Origin of the sequence: Pedobacter ginsengisoli (assembly GCF_030244015.1) — a bacterium.
In the GTDB taxonomy this organism is placed as follows: Bacteria; Bacteroidota; Bacteroidia; order Sphingobacteriales; family Sphingobacteriaceae; genus Pedobacter; species Pedobacter ginsengisoli.
This window is the reverse complement of the sequence record NZ_JASSYX010000004.1, coordinates 53988-77012: the sequence shown is the minus strand read 5'-3', so window position 1 is coordinate 77012 and position 23025 is coordinate 53988. Positions and strand designations below refer to the sequence as shown.

The 23025-nt window shown below is 46.4% G+C and carries 23 protein-coding genes; 6 read left to right on the top strand and 17 right to left on the bottom strand.

All coding sequences use genetic code 11. From position 1 onward, the window contains the following. Nucleotides 1-858 (bottom strand): dihydropteroate synthase, encoded by an 858-nt coding sequence (gene folP, locus QEP08_RS17690; protein ID WP_285059958.1) that lies wholly within the window; start codon nucleotides 856-858, stop codon nucleotides 1-3. Nucleotides 859-905: 47 nt separating this feature from the next. Here folP and QEP08_RS17685 point away from each other — a divergent pair, with 47 nt between their 5' ends. The 4 genes from QEP08_RS17685 to QEP08_RS17670 are packed head-to-tail and all read left to right on the top strand — an operon-like array spanning nucleotide 906 to nucleotide 4173. Continuing rightward, nucleotides 906-1448, top strand: coding sequence for a DUF1599 domain-containing protein (locus QEP08_RS17685; RefSeq protein ID WP_285059957.1), 543 nt, complete (start codon nucleotides 906-908; stop codon nucleotides 1446-1448). A 1-nt stretch (nucleotide 1449) separates the two neighbouring features. Further along, nucleotides 1450-2601, top strand: coding sequence for a BT_3928 family protein (locus QEP08_RS17680; RefSeq protein WP_285059956.1), 1152 nt, complete (start codon nucleotides 1450-1452; stop codon nucleotides 2599-2601). A gap of 6 nt (nucleotides 2602-2607) precedes the next feature. Then, nucleotides 2608-3663 (top strand): ABC transporter permease, encoded by a 1056-nt coding sequence (locus tag QEP08_RS17675; protein WP_285059955.1) that lies wholly within the window; start codon nucleotides 2608-2610, stop codon nucleotides 3661-3663. Further along, entirely contained in the window at nucleotides 3664-4173 is a 510-nt protein-coding gene (locus QEP08_RS17670; protein WP_349019050.1) for a shikimate kinase, read from the top strand. Nucleotides 4174-4176: 3 nt separating this feature from the next. Here the strand turns inward: QEP08_RS17670 and QEP08_RS17665 are convergent, their stop codons facing one another. The 16 genes from QEP08_RS17665 to QEP08_RS17590 form a co-directional block, all read right to left on the bottom strand. Then, entirely contained in the window at nucleotides 4177-4632 is a 456-nt protein-coding gene (locus QEP08_RS17665) for a DoxX family protein (protein WP_285059954.1), read from the bottom strand. Nucleotides 4633-4719: 87 nt separating this feature from the next. After that, complete coding sequence (gene truA / locus QEP08_RS17660; protein WP_285059953.1) at nucleotides 4720-5505, bottom strand: tRNA pseudouridine(38-40) synthase TruA; 786 nt, start codon at nucleotides 5503-5505, stop codon at nucleotides 4720-4722. A gap of 3 nt (nucleotides 5506-5508) precedes the next feature. Further along, complete coding sequence (locus QEP08_RS17655; RefSeq protein WP_285059952.1) at nucleotides 5509-7473, bottom strand: beta-N-acetylhexosaminidase; 1965 nt, start codon at nucleotides 7471-7473, stop codon at nucleotides 5509-5511. An 80-nt stretch (nucleotides 7474-7553) separates the two neighbouring features. Continuing rightward, on the bottom strand, nucleotides 7554-8018 hold the full coding sequence (locus tag QEP08_RS17650; protein WP_285059951.1) for a DUF1440 domain-containing protein: 465 nt from the start codon (nucleotides 8016-8018) through the stop codon (nucleotides 7554-7556). 77 nt (nucleotides 8019-8095) lie between these two features. Then, nucleotides 8096-9502: a D-alanyl-D-alanine carboxypeptidase/D-alanyl-D-alanine endopeptidase gene (gene dacB / locus QEP08_RS17645; RefSeq protein WP_285059950.1), complete on the bottom strand. Its 1407-nt coding sequence runs from the start codon at nucleotides 9500-9502 to the stop codon at nucleotides 8096-8098. A 78-nt stretch (nucleotides 9503-9580) separates the two neighbouring features. Beyond that, nucleotides 9581-10573, bottom strand: a complete 993-nt coding sequence (locus tag QEP08_RS17640; protein WP_285059949.1) for an aspartate-semialdehyde dehydrogenase — start codon at nucleotides 10571-10573, stop codon at nucleotides 9581-9583. Nucleotides 10574-10757: 184 nt separating this feature from the next. Further along, complete coding sequence (locus QEP08_RS17635; protein WP_285059947.1) at nucleotides 10758-11642, bottom strand: sugar phosphate isomerase/epimerase family protein; 885 nt, start codon at nucleotides 11640-11642, stop codon at nucleotides 10758-10760. An 8-nt stretch (nucleotides 11643-11650) separates the two neighbouring features. Further along, nucleotides 11651-12532, bottom strand: a complete 882-nt coding sequence (locus QEP08_RS17630; RefSeq protein WP_285059946.1) for a hydroxypyruvate isomerase family protein — start codon at nucleotides 12530-12532, stop codon at nucleotides 11651-11653. A gap of 10 nt (nucleotides 12533-12542) precedes the next feature. Continuing rightward, nucleotides 12543-13784: a nucleoside permease gene (locus tag QEP08_RS17625; protein ID WP_285059945.1), complete on the bottom strand. Its 1242-nt coding sequence runs from the start codon at nucleotides 13782-13784 to the stop codon at nucleotides 12543-12545. Nucleotides 13785-13806: 22 nt separating this feature from the next. Then, the gene (locus tag QEP08_RS17620; RefSeq protein ID WP_285059944.1) at nucleotides 13807-14493 is read right to left on the bottom strand and encodes a 3-keto-disaccharide hydrolase; all 687 of its coding nucleotides are present in this window, start codon (nucleotides 14491-14493) and stop codon (nucleotides 13807-13809) included. Nucleotides 14494-14506: 13 nt separating this feature from the next. Next, nucleotides 14507-15934, bottom strand: a complete 1428-nt coding sequence (locus QEP08_RS17615) for a Gfo/Idh/MocA family protein (protein ID WP_285059943.1) — start codon at nucleotides 15932-15934, stop codon at nucleotides 14507-14509. 25 nt (nucleotides 15935-15959) lie between these two features. Next, a complete protein-coding gene (locus tag QEP08_RS17610) occupies nucleotides 15960-16472 on the bottom strand; it encodes a c-type cytochrome (RefSeq protein WP_285059942.1) in 513 nt (170 codons plus the stop codon). 12 nt (nucleotides 16473-16484) lie between these two features. After that, nucleotides 16485-17543 (bottom strand): sugar phosphate isomerase/epimerase family protein, encoded by a 1059-nt coding sequence (locus QEP08_RS17605; RefSeq protein ID WP_285059941.1) that lies wholly within the window; start codon nucleotides 17541-17543, stop codon nucleotides 16485-16487. A gap of 5 nt (nucleotides 17544-17548) precedes the next feature. After that, entirely contained in the window at nucleotides 17549-18709 is a 1161-nt protein-coding gene (locus QEP08_RS17600; RefSeq protein WP_285059940.1) for a Gfo/Idh/MocA family protein, read from the bottom strand. 7 nt (nucleotides 18710-18716) lie between these two features. Beyond that, nucleotides 18717-20420, bottom strand: coding sequence for a GMC oxidoreductase (locus QEP08_RS17595; RefSeq protein ID WP_285059939.1), 1704 nt, complete (start codon nucleotides 20418-20420; stop codon nucleotides 18717-18719). 18 nt (nucleotides 20421-20438) lie between these two features. Further along, the gene (locus QEP08_RS17590; protein ID WP_285059938.1) at nucleotides 20439-21128 is read right to left on the bottom strand and encodes a gluconate 2-dehydrogenase subunit 3 family protein; all 690 of its coding nucleotides are present in this window, start codon (nucleotides 21126-21128) and stop codon (nucleotides 20439-20441) included. 185 nt (nucleotides 21129-21313) lie between these two features. Here QEP08_RS17590 and QEP08_RS17585 point away from each other — a divergent pair, with 185 nt between their 5' ends. Continuing rightward, a complete protein-coding gene (locus QEP08_RS17585) occupies nucleotides 21314-22258 on the top strand; it encodes an NAD-dependent epimerase/dehydratase family protein (protein WP_285059936.1) in 945 nt (314 codons plus the stop codon). A 36-nt stretch (nucleotides 22259-22294) separates the two neighbouring features. Next, nucleotides 22295-23023, top strand: coding sequence for a YebC/PmpR family DNA-binding transcriptional regulator (locus tag QEP08_RS17580; RefSeq protein ID WP_285059935.1), 729 nt, complete (start codon nucleotides 22295-22297; stop codon nucleotides 23021-23023). Nucleotides 23024-23025 lie beyond the last annotated feature (2 nt).

Below are 23025 nucleotides of genomic sequence, written 5' to 3'. Positions count from 1 at the left end.
TTATTTTTGCTGCAGCTTTTCTATTAAAGCAATGCATTCTGCGGCTGCTTTGACATCGTGGACCCGCAAAATGGATGCGCCTTTTAACAGGGCTATGGTATTTAACACGGTTGTGCCGTTTAAGGCCTCTCCGGCGGTTGTACCCAGGAGCTTGTAGATCATGGATTTTCTGGAAATACCTGCGAGAATGGGTAGCCCGAATACCTGCAGGTCCTGCAGCTGGCTCATCACTTCATAATTGTGGTCAAGGGTTTTTGCAAAGCCAAAGCCCGGATCAATGATGACATCGTGCACGCCCAGTTTTTTGAGTTCGGCGATCTTTGCAGAGAAATAATCGATGATCTCCAGGGTAAGGTGCTCATAAACGGCCTGTTTCTGCATGGTCTGCGGCGTGCCTTTCATGTGCATAATGATGTAAGGTACCTGCAGCGCTGCGATGGTTTCAAACATGGCTTCATCCATGCCACCGGCTGAGATGTCATTGATGAGGTGTGCACCGGCGGCGATAGTTTCAGCGGCTACCTTTGCCCGGAAGGTATCTATGGAAAGCAGTGCCTCAGGTAACTTTTTTGTGATGGCAGCAATGACCGGGACCAGTCTTTGCAGCTCCTCATCGGGACTTACTTCTGCTGCGCCGGGACGTGAGGAATACGCGCCGATATCTATAAACGAAGCTCCTTCATTCAGGAAGGCTTCTGTTCTGCGCAGGGCATCGTCAACGGTACTCACCCTGCTGTCATTGTAAAAGGAATCCGGTGTAAGGTTGAGGATTCCCATGACACGCGGAAGTGCAAGATCTACCAGTTTGCCTTTGACGTTAAGTGTGCGTTTTGCGTTTAAAAATGTATCTTTAGCCATTGTTTGAGTACAAACTTAGAGAAATTAAACTTAATAATTTTTTTGCATTGGCAACTAACACTTCGCAAGAATTCGATTCAGTAATAGCGGTCTGCAGATCGCTGTTTTTAAAAAAAACCAAGGATTACGGAACAGCCTGGCGCATATTGCGGCCGGCTTCTATCACTGACCAGATCTTTATCAAGGCCCAGCGTATCCGTACCCTGGAGGAAAAAAAAGTATCAAAAGTAGGGGAGGACATTGTTTCCGAATATATCGGTATTGTCAATTATTGTGTCATCGCGATGATGCAGCTGGGGCTTGGACCGGATGAACCTTATGAACTTGATCCGGAGAAAGTACAGGAGCTGTTTGATGCCTATGTAAATGCGACGAAAGAACTGATGTTTGCCAAAAACCATGATTATGGAGAAGCCTGGAGAGAGATGCGGATCAGCTCTTTAACTGACCTCATTCTGATGAAAATACTCAGGGTGAAACAGATTGAAGACAACATGGGCAAAACCCTTGCTTCGGAGGGTGTGGCTGCCAATTACCAGGATATGCTCAACTATGCGGTTTTTGCTTTGATTAAACTGAGGGTAAAATAAAATGAAAAGGACTTTATTAAATTTTTGCAGGATCTTTGTCGGCGTCCTGTTTATTTTTTCTGGCCTGATCAAGGCCAATGACCCGCTTGGTTTTGGTTATAAGCTGGAAGAGTATTTTGAGGTATTCCATATGCCTTTCTTTAGCAGTATGGCTACGGGTATTGCTATATTGCTATGCGTCTTTGAGATCGTGCTGGGTGCCTTATTGCTGTTTGGCTTCTGGCGCAAACAAGTGACCATGGGATTGCTCGTTGTCATCATATTTTTTACGATCCTGACCTTTGCATCTGCGTTCTTTAAGGTAGTTACTTCCTGCGGTTGTTTTGGCGATGCGATCCCGCTTACACCATGGCAGTCGTTTTCTAAGGACATTGTTCTGCTTTTGATGATCATTTACCTGTTCATACACAAGGAAATGATCGTGCCTGTGACTGGTAATGCCGGGTTGCAGCGCACTTTGTTTGCCTTTGTGCTGATCGCGTCCTTGGCCTTTAGTTTATATACTTACAGCCGGCTTCCGGTACTTGATTTTCTTCCGTATAAAGTCGGGGCCAATATTCCTGAACTCATGAAGATCCCGCCGGGTGCGCAGCCTGATGAATATTCGATCCTGTATAACCTTAAAAATAAGGTTTCCGGAGAGACGAAGGTCATGAATGATAAGGATTATCTGAAAACAGAGATATGGAAAGATGACAACTGGGAAATCGTTGGTACGCCGGAAAGTAAACTGGTAAAAAAAGGCTACCAGGCTAAGATCAAGGACCTGATCATCAGCGATGCCTCCGGTACGGATTATACCAAAGAACTGATAGAAAACCCTTATTATAATATTCTGGTGGTCTCTTATAACCTGCATGACGCGAATGCGGAAGGCATGGCGAAAATGAATGCGCTGGCACTGAATGCTGCGGAGCAGTTTAACATCAGAACGGTGCTGCTGACTTCCAGTGCAGCTCAGGATGCCGATCAGTACAGTAAGAAAATGAAACTGTTTATGGAGGTTTTCTATGCGGATGCTGTTCCTTTGAAAAGTATGGTCAGGGCTAGCCCGGGTGTGCTGTTGATGAGGAATGGCGTAGTGGTCAACAAATGGCACTACAATGCGGTACCTTCGTTTGATGAGCTTTCTAAAACTTATTTCGCTAAATAATAAGTGATGCTGTACTACGCCATAAAGAAATTTTGCTACGGATTTGCTGTAATGGCGGGGGTAGTGATCGTGGTGTTTGTATTGTTTAATATTTTGCCGGGAGATCCGGCGAGGATGACGCTCGGCCAACGCTCCGATGTGTCTTCGCTTGAAGCGGTGCGCAAGGAGTTTGGGCTGGACCGGTCGAGGCCTGTACAGTTTATGCTTTACCTGAATGACCTTTCACCCCTGGGGCTGCATGAAAATACAGCGGCGGACCAGGAAAAATACCATTATCAGAAACTGATCGCTCTCGGGGATGATGTGCTGGCATTGAAATGGCCTTATCTGCGGCGTTCTTATCAAACGAAGCGTGATGTACTGATCATATTGAAGGAAACGGTGCCCAACACTTTTGTGCTGGCGCTGACGGCCATGATCTTTGCTACCCTGATCGGTGTATTTCTCGGTGTGGTATCGGCAGTAAATAAAGATACCTGGATAGATAAGGCTGCAAATGCTTTTGCCATTCTGGGCATTTCTGCGCCTTCTTTTTTTGCGGGGATCATCATCGCCTGGTTGTTTGGCTTTGTGCTGAGCGACTATACCGGCCTGAACATGTCAGGGAGCCTGTACAGCTACGACCCTTTTAAAGGCGAGGTGATGACATGGAAGAATTTATGGCTGCCTATGATCACCCTGGGTTTACGACCGCTGGCCATTATTGTGCAGCTGACCAGGAGTGCCATGCTCGATGTACTGGCACAGGATTACATCAGAACAGCCCGTGCCAAGGGACTGAGCCGGAACATCATCATTTATAAGCATGCTTTGAGGAATGCGTTAAATCCGGTGATCACTGCGATCTCGGGCTGGTTTGCTTCCCTGCTGGCGGGCTCTTTTTTTGTGGAATACATTTTCGGATACAATGGTCTGGGCCGTACAACGGTTACTGCATTGGAAATGTCTGATTTTCCGGTGGTGATGGGTTCTATATTGTTCATTGCCTTTATATTTGTAGTCATTAATATTTTGGTAGACGTGTTGTACGCCCTGGTTGATCCAAGGGTAAAACTGGCTTAAATGATGAAAGTATTTCTAATCGGGTTTATGGGTTGCGGTAAAAGTACAATGGGCAGGAAGCTGGCAAAACAGCTTGGCTATGATTTTATTGACCTGGACCAGGAAATAGAAAAACGGACGGATACTACTATAGGGAATTATTTCTCGGCAAACGGGGAAATGGCATTCCGGGAGCTGGAGCGTAAAACGCTGCAGGAATTTGACTATCCCGCCAATTGTATTGTGGCAACCGGGGGCGGTGCTCCCTGTTATTTTGACAACATGGACTGGATGAATGCGAACGGGACCACCGTGTATATTGAAATGCCGCCCTTAGCACTGGCCAGACGCCTGGAAAAAGGAAAAGAAAAGCGCCCTTTGTTAAAGGATCTTAATGAAACGCAAATGGTTGCTTTTATTGAAGGTAAACTGGCGGAGCGGGAAGGTTATTATAAGCGCGCAAAACTGATTGTAGAAGGCATCAACCTTTCGGCCGATGCCTTGAGTGCTTTAATTATAGCTAAAGATTAAATTTTATCTGAAAATGTTAGGGCGTGTTTTCATGTTCTGGTCAACAGAATAAGGCCCTGAACCCACTACCCAAAATAAGATCAGCAGGAACAATACCATCAGGGACAGCCATAGTTCTGAGTTTAGTGCGGAAAACCCGTTGGACAGGTTTACGAAGAATACGGCACAAAGCAGGATCGGGATCTGGATGACCACCGCGAAGCGGGTAACCAGTCCAATGGCAATGAGAATGCCGCCTACCAGGTGTACAAAGCCGACGATGTGAAGGGCTGCACTGGCCATCAGACCGGAAAATCCAAATACATTGTTTTGTAACAGCAGGTCCTGAAGTGCTGCGGTGTTGCTGACTATTGCAATGCCTTTGCTAAAGATCAGGATTCCTAATGCGATGCGGATGATGTCAAGCCATTTGGCATGATGGTGATCGCCCCAGTGCTCAATTTTTTGAATAACAGTCATAATTTTGCCTCCTATTTTATAATGGTCTATTAAATTTACCTATTATTTGTGAGACTGTCAATAGTAAAATGGTAGTCCTCAGGATATTCAGGGGAGGACAAAGGGTGCGGCAAAGTCGGTACGGGGAGGCAGGTTCAGGTAAGGATAGCTTACTTTTGATAAATAAAGTCCTTCCGGGTGAGCCGGGGTGATCAGTTTTGGAATGGTATTGGTGATGAGGTAATTTTCAAATTCGTCTACGCTCAGTACGCCTTTGCCGATCTTGAGCAATTGTCCCATAATGATCCTGATCATCTTACCCAGAAAGCGGTTGGAAGAGATGCTGAAACGGAGTTTGTCGCCATTTTCATCTATCAGCAGGCTAGCAGACATCACATTGCAAATGGTGTGTTCATATTTGTCCGGGCTGGTGCAAAATGCCCTGTAGTCTTTGTAATTGGGCAGTATGGATGCGGCCTGTTTCATTTTGTCAAAGTCCAGGTCTCTTAACAGGTAATAGGAGCTAAGTCCGTTTAAGAACGGGTTTTTGTAGGTATGGAGGAAATAATCATAGGAACGCAGCACCGCGTCAAAGCGTGCATGACGGTGCGCTTCGACCGGAATGATGTCAAATACAGCAATATTGTGGGGCAATACTTTGTTGAGACGGAACCTGAGGTCAAAGTCCCATTCCTGTTCAATGTCCATATGGAAGAAGAACTGACTGGCATGTACATGCGCGTCGGTACGCCCGCATCCGATGACAAATACGGGGGTTTTAAGGGTCTGTGAAAGTGCAAACTCTATTACACCCTGGGCGTTTAATACTCCCGGCTGCTTCTGCCAGCCATTGTATCTCTGGCCATTGTAGCCAATGTGTACGAAATACCTCAATGTTTACCGCCTTCCGGCTCTCTTGTTCAGTTCTTCAACCGGCATTGACATCATCCGGCCAACTGCTTCCTTGCCTCTGTACGTAATTACTTTCAGCGTGGTCGCGTCTTTAGGTGCAGTGAGCGGCTCAGTATATTTAGGATAGAAACGATCAGGAAAGGAGTTGTCGAAACTGTAGTAAATGTCGAGACCGCTGACCTCGGTGCTCAGTTCGATCAGCAGTTGTTTATCTGCCGAGCGGCTAACTGTAAATATAGGGTCATAGACACTCGGAGCGTATTTGGTCTCTGCGATGTCCAGTCTTTTGAAATGCTGTTCTGCTTTGCCAAAGAAGTTATTCCAGTTCTTTTTTTCAGCGGGCGACCAAACGGACTCTGCAATCGCCATACCTCTTGGCCAGGTCATGTATTCGGCCTGGCGGATGTTGTATACCTGTTCTGTCCACAGGTTGGCCTGGCCGCCTTTAATGTATTTTGGGTCAACGCCGGCTGGTATAGGATCAAATTCATAGGACTTGCTTAACCTCAGTGAGGCGTAGACCTTTGGTTCTGTAATTGCATCGGCCTGCATGTAATCGAGATAGGCGTAGGTGGTTGGGCTCATGACGACTTCATGTTTCTTTTTAGAGGCCTCTATGCCATATTTCGTACCTCTCCAGCTCATCACTGCCGCACTGGGCGACATGTCACCTTCAAGGATCTCATCCCAGCCCATAAATTTCTTGCCTTTGGACTCCACGATTTTCTGTACGCGTTTTTCAAAGTAACCTTGTACCTGGTGCATGTTTTTTAACCCTTCTTTTTGCATCAGGGCTTTGATGGCATCGCTCTTTTCCCAGAAATTGATGGGTGCTTCATCACCGCCCATATGGATATAGTCGAAAGGGAAAAGCTGTGCGATCTGGGTGATCACGGTATCTAAAAAGGTGTATACCTTTTCATTGGCCGGGCAAAGTGTATTGTCCAGCAGAGCGATGGGTGGGGCGCCCCTTGACCAGTCCATAATTCTTTCGCCCGACCGCACACGATAGTTCTCCGCTCCGGCTGTACACGACAGCTCCGGATAGGACGCTATTGCCGCCAGGCTATGGCCCGGTACATCAACTTCCGGCAGTATATTTACAAATCTTTCTTTGGCATATTGCACCAGTTCCTTAATGTCTTCCTGGGTATAGAAGCCGCCATAGTTGCGGGGTTCATCAGCAGTGGGAGGGATAAAGTTTCCGAATTCACCAACTTTTTTGACGTTCCAGGCACCAATTTCTGTCAGTTTAGGCAGACCTTTGATCTCTATCCGCCAGCCTTCATCATCGGTAAGGTGAAGGTGCAGGATATTGTACTTATAGCGCACCATGGCATCGATGTATTGCTTTACCTCTGCTTTGGTGAAAAAGTGGCGGGCAACGTCAAACATCAGGCCGCGCCAGCCTACACGCGGATAGTCTGTTACTTCTACACAAGGCGCTATCCAGTCTACGCCGGTAACGGCTTCTTTGTGCTCTATTTCTTTTGGGAACAGCTGGATCAGGCTTTGTATGCCATAAAATAAGCCCGCGGCTTTATTGGCTTTAATGGTGATGAAATTTGGGGTAATGGATAGCTGATAACCTTCATTGCCCAATTGGTGATTGACCTTGTCGTTCAGGATCAGCTTTATATTTGCGGTAGCTGTATGTGTGTTTACATTGGATATAAAGCTGCCCGTCGGCACAGACAACCTTTCCTGTAAGAAGGCAACTGCCTGTTTCAGTTCAACTGCCGCGGGCGACTGGATGACCACATTGGCGGGCAGTACAAAATGACCTTCATTTTTAATGACGGATACCGGTTCTGGTATGATGGCGATTTCAGGGGCTTTGATCGCAGGATCTGCAGTTGCGGTCAGGCCCGCAGATTCTGACCGGGCCATTTGTGCCAGGATGCAATTGCTGATTAAAATACAGGATAAAAAGAGAAAGAATCTTTTCATAAGACGGATAACAGTTGATACGGGATTTTATAAACTCCCGCAATTTATCAATAAAAAGATAAATAACCATCCGGCAGGATTTATTTGGAAGCCCTGATGCTGTGGTAATAGCTGTAGGAGATGGGCAGTCCAACACAGATGATCAGGATTGCTGCATTTAGAATTGCGTCAGGTAAATGGAATGATTGTTTGGGTGTGCCTGATAACGGAACAACAATCAGGTTCATGACCAGCCAGACGAAAAGGCCGTACAAAATGCCGGCTGACAGTTTAACGGGGGTTTCCGGAAGTATCCGGGCAACCAGGAGGAAGAAGATTGCGGCAAAGAGGAGCGCGATCATAAAGTGAAAAAGCAGACCAAGGATTGTCATTTCCGTTCCTCCTGAAAAGGCCGCGTTGCCAAATACTCCGCTGGCAATAAACTTTAGAATGATGACCGGGTTTTTTCCGGTCTTCAGGTAGAAGGTCGCAAATGCAGCGAGGATGTCCAATAGCCCGGCTAAAAGACCAGCTTTAACAATGGATAGGGCATGTGGGTTTCTCATCCTGGCAATGTTTTGTTTAAACCAGATTCAAGATAATAAAAATGATATCAATTGGAAGAATATGCGTGGAATGTTGGCTATTTCAGGGCATCCAGGACTTTGAATAGCTTTCTGCTGATACCTGAGCCGGAATAATTGTTGATGTTGATCACAACGATGTATTTGCGGCCTGCGGGGTCTGTGTAATAGCCCGCGTAGGCGGAAACATCATTGATGGAACCGCTCTTAAGCTTCATGCCATTGTTTTCAGGGAAAGATTCATAGTAGTCGGCAAACCAGCTTTCTTTTTGTGCCTGAAACAGGATGCTGCCCATAGCTGAAGTAGTGACCCTTGTGCCGGGTGACAGCCCGCTGCCGTCGATGATGTTTAATGCGTCCCTGTCCAGGCCTTTGCCCGTCCAGTAATTGATTACTTCAGCGGCCCCGTTCCTGGTGGTGCCTTCTTTGCCGGCTTTCCAGGCCAGTGTTTTGAGCAGGTGTTCGCCATAGAGGTTGACGCTTTTTTTATTGAACCAGTAGACGATCTGGCTTAGCGTGGGTGAGGTGATGGTGCTGAGCTTTTGTGTGACGGGGGGAGTGGGTTGCTGCTCTGCTTTGAGCTGACGTGTAGTCGCTGGTCCTGCTGATGTGGAGATGCCGATACGGCGCAGGGTATCCTGCAAGCGGAATGCGGCATCAAAGGCAGGATCCGGCAAGGCGGCAGAAATGCCGGGCTTGGAAATTCCCAGGGCCCAGGTTCCTCTCAGATAAGCTGTAGTGGCAAGAGGAGGAAGATAAGCATACACGCGGTCTCCGGTTCCCGGGGCCCCGGCTTTCAGTTCATTGATGATCTTCAGGTAGGGCATTTCAGGTATGACTTTCCGGATCGCAACACTGCCATTGGCGCTGTTTGCCCTCAGATGAATGTCAAACTGGTTTTCCCGCCAGGACAATGCGGACGCACCGGCCCCATAGTAGTTGCCGATGTCCTGCCACACCCATCCGTCCGGGGTGGTCTGCGAGCCCCAGAGGCTGTCGTCTCCGATAATATTTCCTTCTATTTTTTTTATTCCTGCCTGTTTTATCGCGGTTACCCACTGGTTGAGAATGATGTTTTCTTTGCTCGTATCGTAACGCCAGGAGCCCAGGGTAGGGTCTCCGCCGCCTATAATGATCAGGCTGCCGTGGAGGGTTCCGTTTGCATCGAGGGTTCCGCTGTAAGCCAGTGTGGTCTGGTATTGAAATTCTTTGCCCAGCAAGGCGAAGGCCGTTGCTGAGGTGATGGTCTTTAAAGTTGAAGCGGTAGCGAGGCCGATGTTTTCATTTCTTGCGAAAATGGTCTGGCCATTGGTTGCGTCAAGGACGCACAGTGAGGTCAGCGCATATTTTGCCTGGGGGTCTGCGAGGAGGGTGTTGAATGCCGCCTCAAGTTTCTTAGCCGGGGTCTGGGCAAAAGCAAAGGCTTGAATCAGTATAAAAAGAAAAAGGATGGATTTTTTAAGCATATTGGGTTTAAAATTAAAACGGCCGTCGTCCTGGTTTTATTTCAGGAGGACGGCCGTAATTGTATTTTATCAATGAACTTATACCAGTTCGTTCTTTACCAGATATTCAGCGATCTGAACCGCATTGGTAGCTGCCCCTTTACGCAGGTTGTCGGCCACGATCCACATGTTCAATGTGTTTGGCAGTGACTCATCGCGTCTGATCCTGCCTACAAATACCTCATCTTTTTCATGCGCATCTTTTGGCATCGGGTATTTCAGGTTGGCCGGGTCGTCTACCACGATCACGCCTTCAGTATTGGTCAGCAATTCAGTCACATCTGCAAGGTTGAAGTCTTTTTCAAATTCTATATTGACAGACTCTGAGTGGCCGCCCATTACCGGGATACGCACAGTTGTGGCGGTAACCCTGATGCTGTTGTCGCCCATGATCTTCTGGGTTTCCAGTATCATCTTCATTTCCTCTTTGGTATATCCGTTTTCAGTGAAAACGTCAATCTGAGGAATGACATTCAGATCGATCGGGTAGGCATAAGCCATAGGACCATCAGTGATGCCTTTACGTTCATTCATCAGCTGCTCTACCGCTTTTACGCCGGTACCGGTCACACTCTGGTAAGTAGAAACCACTACACGTTTGATTTTGTATTTATCATGAAGCGGTTTTAAAGCCACTACCATTTGAATGGTTGAGCAATTTGGATTGGCAATGATCTTATCGTCTTTAGACAATACATTCGCATTTACTTCAGGAACGACTAGTTTTTTGGTAGCGTCCATTCTCCATGCAGAAGAGTTGTCGATCACTGTGGTGCCTGCTTCAGCGAAGCGCGGAGCTTCTTTTAAAGAGGTACCGCCACCTGCAGAAAACAATGCGATATCTGGTCTCATTGAAATTGCAGTATCCATATTAACAACAGCATACTTCTTACCCTTGAAAGAAATTTCCTTACCAACACTCTTTTCTGAGGCTACGGGGATCAATTCTGTCAACGGGAAGTTACGCTCTTCTAATACTTTTAACATTACGGTACCTACCAGTCCGGTGGCACCTACTACTGCGATTTTCATGGTTCTAATAATTGTTATTTACTTGTTTTAAATTGTTTATAAAGGATTTTTTTGCTTAATAAGTCCGCAAATATGAGAAATTTTTTACGCAATGGCTAAGGCTTTCTATATTAAGACCTTATTATAACAAAAAGGGAGGTGACCGTTGCTGATCACCTCCCCGTATGTTTTAAGATTTATCTACTTAAACCAGTTCGTGATCTACATAATCAAAGCTCTTCTTAATGCTGTCGAAAGGATCGATCGCAAAGTTTTCCTGCTCAACGATCAGGTGCTTCAGCCCGGATTGCTTTGCGTGCTTATAAATGGTTTTGAAATCGATCTTACCACTTCCAACTTCTGTGTTTTTGGTGTTGTCTGTCTTGTCCATGTCTTTTACATGCCACATTACGAAGCGGCCGGGATGTTTTTCAAACAATGCCAAAGGATCGTTTCCTGACCTGACCACCCAATACAGGTCCAGCTCAAAATGGATCAGGTCTTTGTTGGTTTCCTGGAGCAGAATGTCATAGCCGGTAGTTTCACCATATTTTTTAAACTCAAAATCGTGGTTGTGATAAGCCATTTGCAGGCCCGATTGTTTGGCAAGTTCGGCGGCTTCATTTAACCTTCCGGCTATTTTTTTGTAGTCGTCAAGGCTGGTCCTCAGATCTTCGGCAAGGAACGGACAGGTAAAATACTCCATGTTCAGTTCCGCTGCACCCGCGATCAGGGGTTTCAACAATTCCTTGTCACCAGATTTGATGTATTCTTCCAGTCCGAAGTGACCGCTTGGGGCTTTCAGGCCGTTGGCTTCCAGTAAGGCTTTAAATGATTTGGCATCAAGGCCCCAGAAACCGGCTTCTGCCGTATACCCATAGGTTTCTACTTCTTTGTATCCCGCTTTGGCTACTTTTTCAATGACGCCCTTCACATCCTTTGGCAGGAGGTCCCTGAGTGTGTATAGTTGAAGGCCGACAGTCTTGGTGCTGGCGGTGGCAGGAGCAGGCGAGCAGGCAAAGCCCGGGATCAGCGCTGCACCGGCGGCAGCTACCGCTGCCTGTTTGATGAAAATTCTTCTTGAGTTCATATTTGGATTTATACGTCACAAACCATTACACTATCTTTCAATGACTTGAATTTGTCTTTGTACTTAGGGATAAATTCCTGTGCAAGATAGCCTTTGAAGCCAGTCTCCACAATGGCTTTGATGATGGCAGGATAATAGAGTTCCTGTGTTTCATCAAGCTCATTTCTGCCGGGTACCCCTCCGGTATGGTAGTGTGAAATGTACTGGTGGTTATTTCTTATTGTACTGATCACATTGCCCTCATCGATCTGCATGTGATAGATGTCGTAAAGCAATTTGAAATTTTCAGAACCCAGACGTTTGCACAGTTCTACACCCCATGGCGTGTTGTCGCACTGGTAGTCCCTGTGGTTGACTTTGCTGTTCAGCAGCTCCATCACCAGGATTACTTTATGCTTTTCAGCGATCGGGATGATTTGCTTTAATCCCTCTACGCAGTTTTTCCAGCCTGTTTCATTGTCTTTTCCCCGTTTTGTACCGCTAAAGCAGATCAGTTGTTTGTATCCAGCTTCAGCAACTTTCGGGATCATTTCAGAATAACGTTTGATCAGTTCTGCATGATACTGGGGCTCATTCCAGCCATTGTCAATACTGATCTCTGCTCCGTTGCAGAGTGAAGAGTCAAGCCCATGCTTTTTTAGGGTCGCCCAGTCCGCGGGACCTACCAGGTCTATTGCTTTAAGGCCGATTTTTTTGGCCTCGATACACAGGGTTTCCAGATCCGTGTCTCCATAACACCAGCGGCAGACCGAGTGGTTTACATTTCCTTTTAACATACTAGATTTTTGAGGCTCCAGAGCAAAAGCCGGCAATGTTGCCGAAACGCCTAATGCGGCGGTTCCGGCAACGATATTTTTCAGTGCAGACCTTCTGCTGAGTTCAGGTTTCATGGGTTTATGGTTAAATGTTAATAGCGTTCTCCGCTATTTTCTTTTTGTCATTAAAAAAGAGAGCAAACAATAAAAATACAACGAATGCAATGCCCGATGGAATGATCCATATCATTTTCCAGTCAAAGGAACCGTCTGCCTGTTTATAGGAATCTGTGATCATGCCCGCTACTTCAAATCCGATAAGCATACCTACACCGTAGGTAGCCAGGGTAATCAGACCCTGGGCTGCGCTTTTGTACTTTTCTCCGGCAGCTGCATTGGTATAGATCTGTCCTGATACGAAAAAGAAGTCATAACAGATACCATGCAAGGCAATTCCGACGATCAGCATAAAGCTCAGGTCACCTGCGTTTCCGTAGGCAAACAAAGCATACCGGACGCCCCATGCCAGCATACCTACCAGGATGGTTTTCTTAAATCCGAAACGGGTAAAGAATACAGGTAAAAGGAGCAGGAACAATACTTCAGAGATTTGTCCAATGGTCATTTTTCCGGTAGGATTGTCCAGGCCTACATTGGACAGGAAGGGATGGGCATTCTGATAATAGAAAGCCAGAGGGATGCAGATCAGGATAGAGGAAACGAAAAAGATTGCAAAGTTTTTGTCTTTTAGAAGCTTTAAAGCATCCAGGCCTAAGATCTCGGATATTTTAACTTTTTCTCCGGTAGCTCCTTTAGGAGGAGTTTTTGGCAGGATAAAGCTAAACAGGCCCAATATGGCGGAGGCAATCCCGCCCATGGCGAATGTGTTTTTTAACATTCCTGCAGCCGTTGCTTCAGGCGTGTCCCAGTGAAACACATAACTGATCATCAGGCCGGCTGCGATCCATCCGAGCGTTCCAAATACCCTGATGGTTGAAAATTCCTTTTCAGGATCTTTCATCTGGTTAAAAGAAACGGAGTTGACCAGCGCCAGTGTCGGCATGAATAAGATCATGTAGCCCAGCACATAAGGATAGAATACATTGATGTCGGTGGCATTGTACATCTGGTACATCAGGATTGCACCGATGATGTGCAGCACACCAAGAATTTTTTCGGCATTGAAATACCGGTCGGCGATTAAGCCAATGATGAAGGGTGCGATGATGGCACCCCACGATTGAGTAGAAAATACGGATCCGGTTTCTGCACCGGTTGCTTTAAGATTACTTCCAAGGAAGGTACCCAGTGTCACAAACCATGCTCCCCAGATGAAAAATTCGAGGAACATCATGAGCGACAATTTGATACGGTTGTTTGAATTCATTTTTTAGGATTTCGCTTGTATATTATAGTTCTTTGATCATGATATTACGGTACCAAACATTATCTCCGTGATCCTGAAGGGCTATTTTGCCCGATTTGAAGGTTCCGAAGTCCGCCCACTGGGCAAATTTGCTTTTTGAGACCAGGGCCTTCCAGGCGTCGTCCCATAAAGTAGTGGAGACGGTGGTTACCCCGTTTAATTTTAATTCGAGCTTCCCGTCTTTGCTGATCACCTCTGCGGTGTTCCATTGTCCGACTGGTTTTACGGGCTCTGACTTGCTTTTGATCAGGTCATAAAGATCTCCGGCCCTGTGTTTTGTAATTTTTCCGTCGGGGTGGCCGTCATTGTCCAGCACCTGCATTTCCAGTCCGGTGAAATAAGTGGCACCGTATTTCGCAGCGTCATCTTTTACGTAAAAGATGATCCCGCTGTTTGATTTAGGGGCTACTTTCCATTCCAGTTTCAAATGAAAGTTACTGTAGGCTTTGTCGGTCACCAGGTCTCCGCCATCGCCTTTTGCTGAAGGGTCAAAATGCAGTGCGCCACCTTCTGCTTTCCATTTTTCGCCAACTGTGGTTTTGCCATAAGAGTGCCAGCCCCCGGTCGTTTTACCGTCAAATAGTTTGGTAAAACCTTTGGTCTGGCTTTTTGCGCTGCCATAACTTAATAATAAAGTCATGGTCAGCGCAGAAAAGATCTGTTTTTTCATCGTGATGTTTAAATTATGCTTTAAGTTCCCAGCCTTCGCGGTACTGACGTTTTACAAATTGGTTTGCTTCGTCGAAGTTGGTTACTTTCATGTTGTCATTGTCCCAGGTATATTTTTTCTTACCGCCTTTAAGCGCATGGCCGCGAACGGCCAGGTTGGCCATCAGCAATGCTTCTGTAAGTGGTCCTGCGATCTCAAACGAAGAGCTCAGCTCAGTTTTTCCGTATCCGGCAATACAGCCTTCAACCCATTGTGCATAGTGGCCTCCAGCACCTCCGGGTACGCGGGCCCATTTTTGTTTTGCCTTTACTTCTTTTGTACGTTCTTTAGGCAATAAGGTCGGTGCGTCTGAATAAGTACTCGCATACATTTTTCCTTTCGTACCGATGAACAGTGTTCCGTTGCCTTCTTCTCCGCCCCATGGTTCGTCAGCTTTAAGCTCAACTGGTCTTTCCGGCTGTATTCCGCCGTCCATCCAGTGCAGGGTGATGTCGCCTTTGGTTTTTGCAGTTTTAGGGAAGGTCAGGGTAATGTGGCTCGAAGGAGGACAGCTTTCCGGGAAGAAGCCTTGTTTGAACGAATCCACATATACACTGCCAACACTAGCCTGAACATCTTTTGCGTAACGGATGTCCAGTACGCGGAAAGGAGCTTCTACAAGGTGACAGCCCATATCGCCCAAAGCGCCGGTTCCGTAATCCCACCATCCGCGCCAGTTGAAAGGTACCAGTTTATCTACATAATCTTTTTGAGGTGCAGTACCCAGCCAAAGGTTCCAGTCCAGCTCTTTAGGGATATCGGCTTTTCCTGTTGGCCATTGAATGCCCTGAGGCCATACCGGACGGTTTGTCCAGCAGTATACAGTATGGACATCACCGATCTCGCCGGCATCGTACCATTCTGAAAGCAAACGGGTACCATCATTTGAAGCCCCCTGGTTTCCCATTTGGGTCACTACTTTATATTTCTTTGCGGCCTCGGTCAGTAAACGGGCTTCATAGATGTCGTGGGTAAGCGGTTTTTGTACGTATACGTGTTTACCCAGTTGCATGGCATGGTAAGTGATAATGGCATGGTTATGGTCCGGTGTAGATACAGATACGGCATCAAAGTTTTTATGCTCTTTGTCGTACATCTCACGCCAGTCCTTGTAATACTTGGCTTTAGGAAAAGCCTTGCGTGAATCAGCCGCACTCCTGTCATCTACATCGCACAGGAAACCGATATCCGCTTTTCCGCTTTTTGCGAATGCAGCAATATCTGACTTTCCTTTACCGCCTGCACCTACTCCGGCAACGATCAGCCTGTCACTTGGTGCCAGAAATCCCTTGCCGCCCAGTACATGACGGGGAACGATCATAAATGCAGAAGCCGCTATTGCACTTGTTTTTAAGAAACTACGCCTTGATGCAGCATTCTGGTCTTTTTTTACTTCTTCCATGGTTCAATTTTGGTTAGGTGTTAAATTATTTCTTTAAAGAAAGGATGTATTTCACCATTTCTTTTGCGTCAGCTTTGCTTACAGCCGGATGCGGGCTCATAGGAATAGCACCCCATACACCGGAGCCGCCGTTAATGATTTTGTCAGCCAGCATCTCGATGTTCTCGTCCGTAGCCGGATATTTGGCTGCTACGTTCTTGTATGCCGGTCCGACGATCTTCTGGCTTACGTTGTGGCAGGCCAGACAGTCAGATTTTTTGATCAGGGCTTCGCCAGGATGTGCGGCAGCTTTTTCAGCCGGCTTTACTTCTGTGGCTGCTACTACCGGAGCATCAGTCTTAGGAGCAACCTCTTTCGCTGCAGTATCTGCCTTTGCAGAATCAGCAGGAGCCGCAGTTGCAGCAGGCTCTTTTTCAACGGCAGTACCTGCGTTTGCAGCAGAATCAGCTGATGCCTTCATCGCGGCCCTTTCTTCGGGACTATGACAAGATGCTAAAGCAATGGCAATGCAGCTCATTAAAAAAATTGATTTTTTCATTGGTGTGTTGTTTTATGATAAACCTAAAATCTTATTGTTAAAGTCGTCATCACCGCCACCGGAAGCTGCAAAATCGTCGAATGCTTTTTTGGTAACTTTGATGATGTGTTTTTTGATGAATTCTGCACCTTCTGCCGCACCTACCTGTGCGTCTTTGATACAGCATTCCCATTCCATTACAGCCCATCCTTTGTAATCGTACTGAGCCAGTTTACTAAAGATCTTTCCGAAATCGACTTGTCCGTCGCCCGGAGAACGGTACCTGCCGGCACGGTTTGCCCAGCTCTGGTAGCCGCCAAAAGTTCCCTGTCTTCCGGTTGGATTGAATTCTGAATCCTTAACATGGAATGCCCTGATGCGCTCATGATAGAAATCAATATACTGGATGTAATCCAGCTGTTGCAATACAAAGTGTGACGGATCGTACAGTAAACATGCGCGCGGGTGGTTGTTTACCTTTTCAAGGAACATCTCGTAAGTGATGCCGTCAAAAAGATCTTCACCTGGATGGATCTCATAGCAGACGTCAACTCCGCATTTGTCAAATTCATTCAGAATAGGCATCCATCGTTTGGCCAGTTCTGTAAATCCTGCGTCTACCAGGCCGGCCGGACGCTGCGGCCATGGGTGGAACATGTGCCACAACAGTGAGCCGCTGAAGGTCGCATGTGCATTCAGGCCCAGGTTCTGTGAGGCCTGTGCCGCATATTTCATTTGCTGAACTGCCCATTCAGTCCTTGCTTTTGGATTGTTTTTAACGCTGTCAGGAGCGAAAGCATCAAATGCAAGGTCGTAAGCCGGGTGTACTGCAATCAGCTGACCCTGTAAATGTGTAGAAAGCTCTGTGATCTCTAATCCGTAGGATGCGATCCTGCCCTTCAGTTCATCTGCATAGGTTTTGCTTTCGGCGGCTTTTTGAAGGTCAATGAACCTGGCATCTAATGTAGGCATCTGGATGCCTTTGAAGCCAAGATCTGCAGCCCATTTACAAATGGCATCTAATGAATTGAATGGTGCCTCATCTCCGATAAACTGGGCGAGGAAAACTCCGGGTCCTTTAAGTGTTGTCATGCTGATTATATGTTAAAATCGAACCATTTTTGATCGGACTGGCTCGAAGCCACTACATTGTCGATAAAGGCCATTCCCCTTACACCATCTTCAACCCTTGGGAAGTCAAGCATGGCCTCGGTAGGCGTGGTGCCGTGTATTTTTGCGGAAACTGTCAGCGCAAAATTCCTGTAGATATTGGCAAATGCTTCCAGATATCCTTCAGGGTGACCGCCAGGTACGCGCAGGTTGTGCTTGGCAATGTCAGAAAGATAAGCTTGTCCGGCACGGTATACTTGTGCCGGCTCATTCAGCCACCTCAGTAGTAAAGTATTTGGTTCCTGCTGATGCCATTCCAAGCCTCCTTTTTCGCCATATACCCTGATCTTCAGTGCATTTTCTTCTCCGGCAGCAACCTGTGAAGCAGAAAGCACTCCGCTGGCGCCATTGTCGAATCTTAACAATACGTTTCCATCATCGTCCAGGGCCCTGCCTTTAACGACAATGTTCAAGTCAGCACAAAGCTTGCTGATCTTCAGACCGGAGATGTACTCTGCCAGTTGTGCGGCATGTGTACCGATATCACCCATACATCCGCTTTTTCCGCTTTTTGTCGGATCTGTACGCCAGGCTGCCTGTGCGTTGCCTTCCCTTTCGGTAAGCGTGCTCAGCCATCCCTGAGGATATTCTACCATGATTTTTCTGATCTCACCCAGTTTGCCCTCTTTAACCATCTGTCTGGCCTGTTTTACCATAGGATAACCAGAATAGGTGTGGGTCAGGCAAAGAATAAGGCCTGTTTCCGCTACTTTTTGCTGAAGCTGTTTTGCTTCGTCCAGGGATAAAGCGATAGGTTTTTCAATGACTACGTTAAAACCATGGTCCAGTGCCATCATTGCCGGGGCAAAGTGTGCGAAGTTCGGAGTGACGATGGTTACAAAATCGATGCGTTTGTCGGCCGGCATCTGGCTTTCTTTCTCAATCATTTCCTGATAAGTCAGGTAGGTTCTGTCTTCAGGGAGAAACAGCATTTCGCCTGATTCCCTGGCGATTTCAGGATTGATGCTCAGCGCTCCGCAGCATAGTTCAATTTGTCCGTCGATGTTTGCGGCAATACGGTGAACAGCTCCGATAAATGCATCTTTACCGCCGCCGACCATGCCCATTCTAAGTTTTCTAGTCTTCATTTGTTTGTTAAAGGTTACCTTTTTTTAATTCACTGACTGCAAAGTCACAAGCTCTTGCAGTTAAAGCCATATAGGTTAATGATGGATTCTGACAAGCTGCTGAAGTCATGCAGGAGCCATCTGTTACAAATACATTTTTTACTTCATGCATCTGGTTCCACTTGTTCAGCACCGAAGTTTTAGGATCATGTCCCATGCGGGCAGTTCCCATTTCATGGATGGCCATACCAGGTGCGGATCCGTTATCATAAGTTTTGACATCTTTTATTCCTGCCGCTTCCAGCATTTCGGCCGCATCGTTCATCATGTCGACCCGCATCTTCCGCTCGTTGTCTTTAAACTCACAGTCGATGGCCAGGACCGGCTGGCCCCATTTGTCTTTCTTGCTTTTGTCGATGTAAACACGGTTTTCATGATATGGCAGGGATTCACCGAAACCTCCCAGGCCCATAGTCCACGCGCCCGGAACAGTCATCTGATCTTTAAATTCTGCACCAAAAGCCATTTCAGCAACGTCTGCATGCCAGTTGCCGCGGCTTGCGCCACCCTGGTATCCAAAGCCTCTTACATAGTCCCGTTTGTCGTTGCCCATGTTGCGGTATCTTGGTATATAGATTCCGTTGGCCCTGCGGCCATAAGTATATTTGTCTTTAAAGTCTTCAGACCTTCCGGAAGCACCGCAACGGAAGTGGTGGTCCATCAGATTGTGTCCAAGTTGTCCGCTTCCATTTCCCAGGCCGTTTGGATGTTCATTGGAAGTAGAGTTTAACAGCAGGAAGGTTGAGCCTAAAGTAGAGCCGTTCACAAATACGATCTTTGCAAAGTATTCTATGGTTTCTTTTGTCTCTGAATCGATTACTACGACACCTTTTGCCTTTTGGGTTTCTTTGTCGTAAATGATGGTATTTACCAAAGAAAATGGCCTGAGGGTCAGGTTGTTGGTAGCTACTGCTGCGGGCAGAGTGGAAGACTGTGTGCTGAAATAGGCTCCGTAAGGACAGCCCCTGCTGCACAGGTTCCGGTACTGACAGCTGCCACGTCCGCCATGCGGTACTGTAAGATTAGCTACACGGCCGATTGTCATGATCCTTGACTTTTTCCACTTGTCCTCAATCCTTTTCTTCACATCCTTTTCTAAGCAGTTCATCTCCATCGGAGGAAGGAACTGTCCGTCGGGCAAAGCGGGCCAGCCTTCATTTTGTCCGCTGATGCCTGCAAATTTTTCTACATAGTCATACCATGGAGCAAGGTCTTTGTACCGGATCGGCCAGTCTACACCATGACCATCTTTAAGGTTATCTTCAAAATTCAGATCGCTGAAGCGGTAGCTCTGTCTGCCCCACATTAATGATTTTCCGCCAACATGAAATCCGCGGTACCAGTCAAAACGCTTAACTTCTGTATATGGGCAGTCGTGGTCATTTACCCAAAAACTCTCGTTGAACTCTGAGTATGGATAATCTCTTTTTTGTACCGGATGCGCCTCTTTTTGTGCTTCTGTGATTCTGCCCCGGTGTTCAAATTCCCATGGCTTTTTCAGGGCTGTGGTATAATCTTTTACATGCTCAATGTTTCTTCCTCTTTCGAGTAATAAAACTTTTAAGCCTTTTTCTGTCAATTCCTTTGCCGCCCATCCGCCACTTATTCCAGAACCGACAACAATGGCGTCATAAGTATTATTAGCCGTAGCTTTAGTATTTAAATTGCTCATTTTTGTACGCTAAATGGTTTAAGATGCCCAGACTCTTTGTCCGGGTTTTAAATCCGCACAACCATCATAACGGCCCGGGATTTCTACATATTCATAGGCCTTGGTTGCGCCTGTTTCTGAAGTGAAATAACCCAGCAGGGTTAAATCGCGCGCGATGGCAAAGAAACGGGGTTTCATATTGAGTTTTTCCTTTGGCAATATAGAAACCTCTTCCTGATTCTCCGTTTGTGATTTTGCATCTTCAGGATTTGTCGTTTTCTTTTCACGGTCGGCCTTTTCCTGGCTGTCCAGGGCATCCCTTTCCGCCTTGGTATCCACGACAGTTTGGTCGCGCAATTTGCTCAATAGCTGCTGGCGCTGGTCCACGGAAATTTCCAGGAATGATTTTTTGAATTCGTCTTTCGATTGCTCCTCCAGATCCTCAAGGCCTTTTACGAAAGCTTTTTGCGCGTCTTCCGGATAGCAGTCTTTGACCATTAATGCAATAAATGGTCCGACACCAGCGGCCTTGGCACCTGGTGTATTTGTAGTAGGGATGATAATGTCAGCAACCTCTGTGATCATTTTAAGCTGATCTTCGGTAAACAAGCTTCCATTGGTTTTGGTAGATGGTGAATTACAGCCTTCCAGGAATACTCCTATGGTGGTCGCGGATAACGCGCCCCCCATTAAAAAGGCCATGTTCTTCACAGCTTCTCTTCTGTCCATATTTGGCGGTTTAGGTGTTTTGGTGCTTTAAGTGTGCTTTTGTTTTGTAATATTAAGAAAAAAATAAATGGTTAGTGTTCTAAATACACAATTAAAGTAAATATATAATCTTTTTGTTACTTAATCAATCCAACGTAAATCGAGGCATAAATATTTTATTTACTTTTGCCAAAATCCCAGTATTTATGACGGAAAAAATAATAGTGTTGGGCTCTAACGGGCAGATAGGAACTGAGCTGGTAACGGCGTTACGAAAAAGTTACGGAGAAGACCATGTAATTGCCTGCGACATTCGCAGACCTGATTATGACATCAAGAATTCAGGACCTTTTGAATTTGTAAATGTCCTTGAAAAAGAGACCTTAAATCACATCTTTGCCAAATACAAGCCTACACAGGTCTATTTGCTGGCGGCATTACTGTCCGCTACGGGCGAGCAAAATCCAAAGCTGGCCTGGGACCTCAACATGAACGGCCTGCTCAATATATTGGACCTCGTCATTACTTATGGAACGGCTAAAGTTTACTGGCCAAGTTCAATAGCTGTTTTTGGACCAAACTCTCCAAAGGACGGCACTCCGCAATACTGTGTAATGGACCCCAATACGGTCTATGGCATCAGTAAACTTGCAGGCGAACGCTGGTGTGAATATTACCATCAGAAATTTGGACTGGATGTTCGCAGCATCAGGTATCCCGGACTGATCAGCTGGAAAGCAGCGCCCGGAGGCGGTACAACAGATTATGCAATCCATATTTTTCACGATGCGCTGAAAAAAGGCAGTTACGCTTCATTCCTGAATGCGGCAACTGAACTGCCGATGATGTATATGGAGGATGCCATCAGGGGTACAATCGAATTGATGGATGCGGAAGCAGCTAAAATATCGATCAGATCCAGTTATAACTTTACCGGGTTTAGTTTTACCCCGGAGGTTCTTGCTGAGGAGATCAGGAAACATATTCCGGATTTTAAATTAACTTACACCGAAAATGATCCCCGTCAGGCGATTGCCAATAGCTGGCCGAGGTCTATTGACGATAGTTATGCAAGGGGGGACTGGGCCTGGAAGCCTGAGTTTGACCTGGGCAGAATGACAGAAGATATGTTTAAGAATTTAAAAAAGTAAGTACCTGACGACCGAAAAATAAATAAAACCAAAGAAATGGGAAGAGCATTTGAATTTAGAAAAGAAAGAAAATTTAAGCGTTGGGCCAAAATGGCCGTACAATTTACCCGGATAGGTAAGGATATTGTGATGGCGGTGAAAGAGGCGGGGCCTCATCCGGAAACAAATTCACGTCTCCGTACTGCCATACAGAATGCGAAGGCGGTCAATATGCCCAAAGACAGAGTAGATGCCGCTATAAAGAGAGCTTCTGATAAAAGCATGGCCAACTATGAAGAAATTGTTTATGAAGGATATGCGCCGCATGGTGTTGCCGTACTTATTGAAACGGCTACGGACAATACAAATCGTACAGTTGCAAATGTACGGAGCTACTTCAATAAAACCAACGGTACTTTGGGCAAAACGGGTTCTCTTGATTTTGTGTTCAGCCGAAAATCTATATTTAGGTTTGTTCCTACCGAAAATCTGGATCTTGAGGAGCTTGAGTTTGAACTGATAGATGCAGGCCTTGAAGAATTGTACGTCGAAGCCGATGAAGATGGAAATGACATTGCGGTAGCACAGGGTGCATTTGAAAATTTTGGATCGCTGCAGAAGGCACTCGAAGAAAAAGGCATTGAGCTGAAAAGTTCCAAGCTGGAGCGGATTGCGCTTTCGCATCATGAGGTAACCGAAGAACAGGCAGCCGATGTATTAAAACTGATCGATAAGCTGGAGGAAGATGACGACGTCCAGGCCGTGTACCATAATATGGCGGAATAACT

What these genes read in the sequence shown, in the direction of transcription:
- QEP08_RS17635 (WP_285059947.1), bottom strand. Translation starts at nt 11,642, where the DNA reads ATGAACTCAAGAAGAATTTTCATCAAACAGGCAGCGGTAGCTGCCGCC.
- QEP08_RS17665 (WP_285059954.1), bottom strand. Translation starts at nt 4,632, where the DNA reads ATGACTGTTATTCAAAAAATTGAGCACTGGGGCGATCACCATCATGCC.
- QEP08_RS17590 (WP_285059938.1), bottom strand. Translation starts at nt 21,128, where the DNA reads ATGGACAGAAGAGAAGCTGTGAAGAACATGGCCTTTTTAATGGGGGGC.
- QEP08_RS17680 (WP_285059956.1), top strand. Translation starts at nt 1,450, where the DNA reads ATGAAAAGGACTTTATTAAATTTTTGCAGGATCTTTGTCGGCGTCCTG.
- QEP08_RS17610 (WP_285059942.1), bottom strand. Translation starts at nt 16,472, where the DNA reads ATGAAAAAATCAATTTTTTTAATGAGCTGCATTGCCATTGCTTTAGCA.
- QEP08_RS17595 (WP_285059939.1), bottom strand. Translation starts at nt 20,420, where the DNA reads ATGAGCAATTTAAATACTAAAGCTACGGCTAATAATACTTATGACGCC.
- QEP08_RS17580 (WP_285059935.1), top strand. Translation starts at nt 22,295, where the DNA reads ATGGGAAGAGCATTTGAATTTAGAAAAGAAAGAAAATTTAAGCGTTGG.
- QEP08_RS17675 (WP_285059955.1), top strand. Translation starts at nt 2,608, where the DNA reads ATGCTGTACTACGCCATAAAGAAATTTTGCTACGGATTTGCTGTAATG.
- dacB (WP_285059950.1), bottom strand. Translation starts at nt 9,502, where the DNA reads ATGCTTAAAAAATCCATCCTTTTTCTTTTTATACTGATTCAAGCCTTT.
- QEP08_RS17630 (WP_285059946.1), bottom strand. Translation starts at nt 12,532, where the DNA reads ATGAAACCTGAACTCAGCAGAAGGTCTGCACTGAAAAATATCGTTGCC.
- QEP08_RS17650 (WP_285059951.1), bottom strand. Translation starts at nt 8,018, where the DNA reads ATGAGAAACCCACATGCCCTATCCATTGTTAAAGCTGGTCTTTTAGCC.
- QEP08_RS17625 (WP_285059945.1), bottom strand. Translation starts at nt 13,784, where the DNA reads ATGAATTCAAACAACCGTATCAAATTGTCGCTCATGATGTTCCTCGAA.
- folP (WP_285059958.1), bottom strand. Translation starts at nt 858, where the DNA reads ATGGCTAAAGATACATTTTTAAACGCAAAACGCACACTTAACGTCAAA.
- QEP08_RS17615 (WP_285059943.1), bottom strand. Translation starts at nt 15,934, where the DNA reads ATGGAAGAAGTAAAAAAAGACCAGAATGCTGCATCAAGGCGTAGTTTC.
- QEP08_RS17620 (WP_285059944.1), bottom strand. Translation starts at nt 14,493, where the DNA reads ATGAAAAAACAGATCTTTTCTGCGCTGACCATGACTTTATTATTAAGT.
- QEP08_RS17600 (WP_285059940.1), bottom strand. Translation starts at nt 18,709, where the DNA reads ATGAAGACTAGAAAACTTAGAATGGGCATGGTCGGCGGCGGTAAAGAT.
- QEP08_RS17585 (WP_285059936.1), top strand. Translation starts at nt 21,314, where the DNA reads ATGACGGAAAAAATAATAGTGTTGGGCTCTAACGGGCAGATAGGAACT.
- QEP08_RS17655 (WP_285059952.1), bottom strand. Translation starts at nt 7,473, where the DNA reads ATGAAAAGATTCTTTCTCTTTTTATCCTGTATTTTAATCAGCAATTGC.
- QEP08_RS17605 (WP_285059941.1), bottom strand. Translation starts at nt 17,543, where the DNA reads ATGACAACACTTAAAGGACCCGGAGTTTTCCTCGCCCAGTTTATCGGA.
- QEP08_RS17640 (WP_285059949.1), bottom strand. Translation starts at nt 10,573, where the DNA reads ATGAAAATCGCAGTAGTAGGTGCCACCGGACTGGTAGGTACCGTAATG.
- QEP08_RS17670 (WP_349019050.1), top strand. Translation starts at nt 3,664, where the DNA reads ATGATGAAAGTATTTCTAATCGGGTTTATGGGTTGCGGTAAAAGTACA.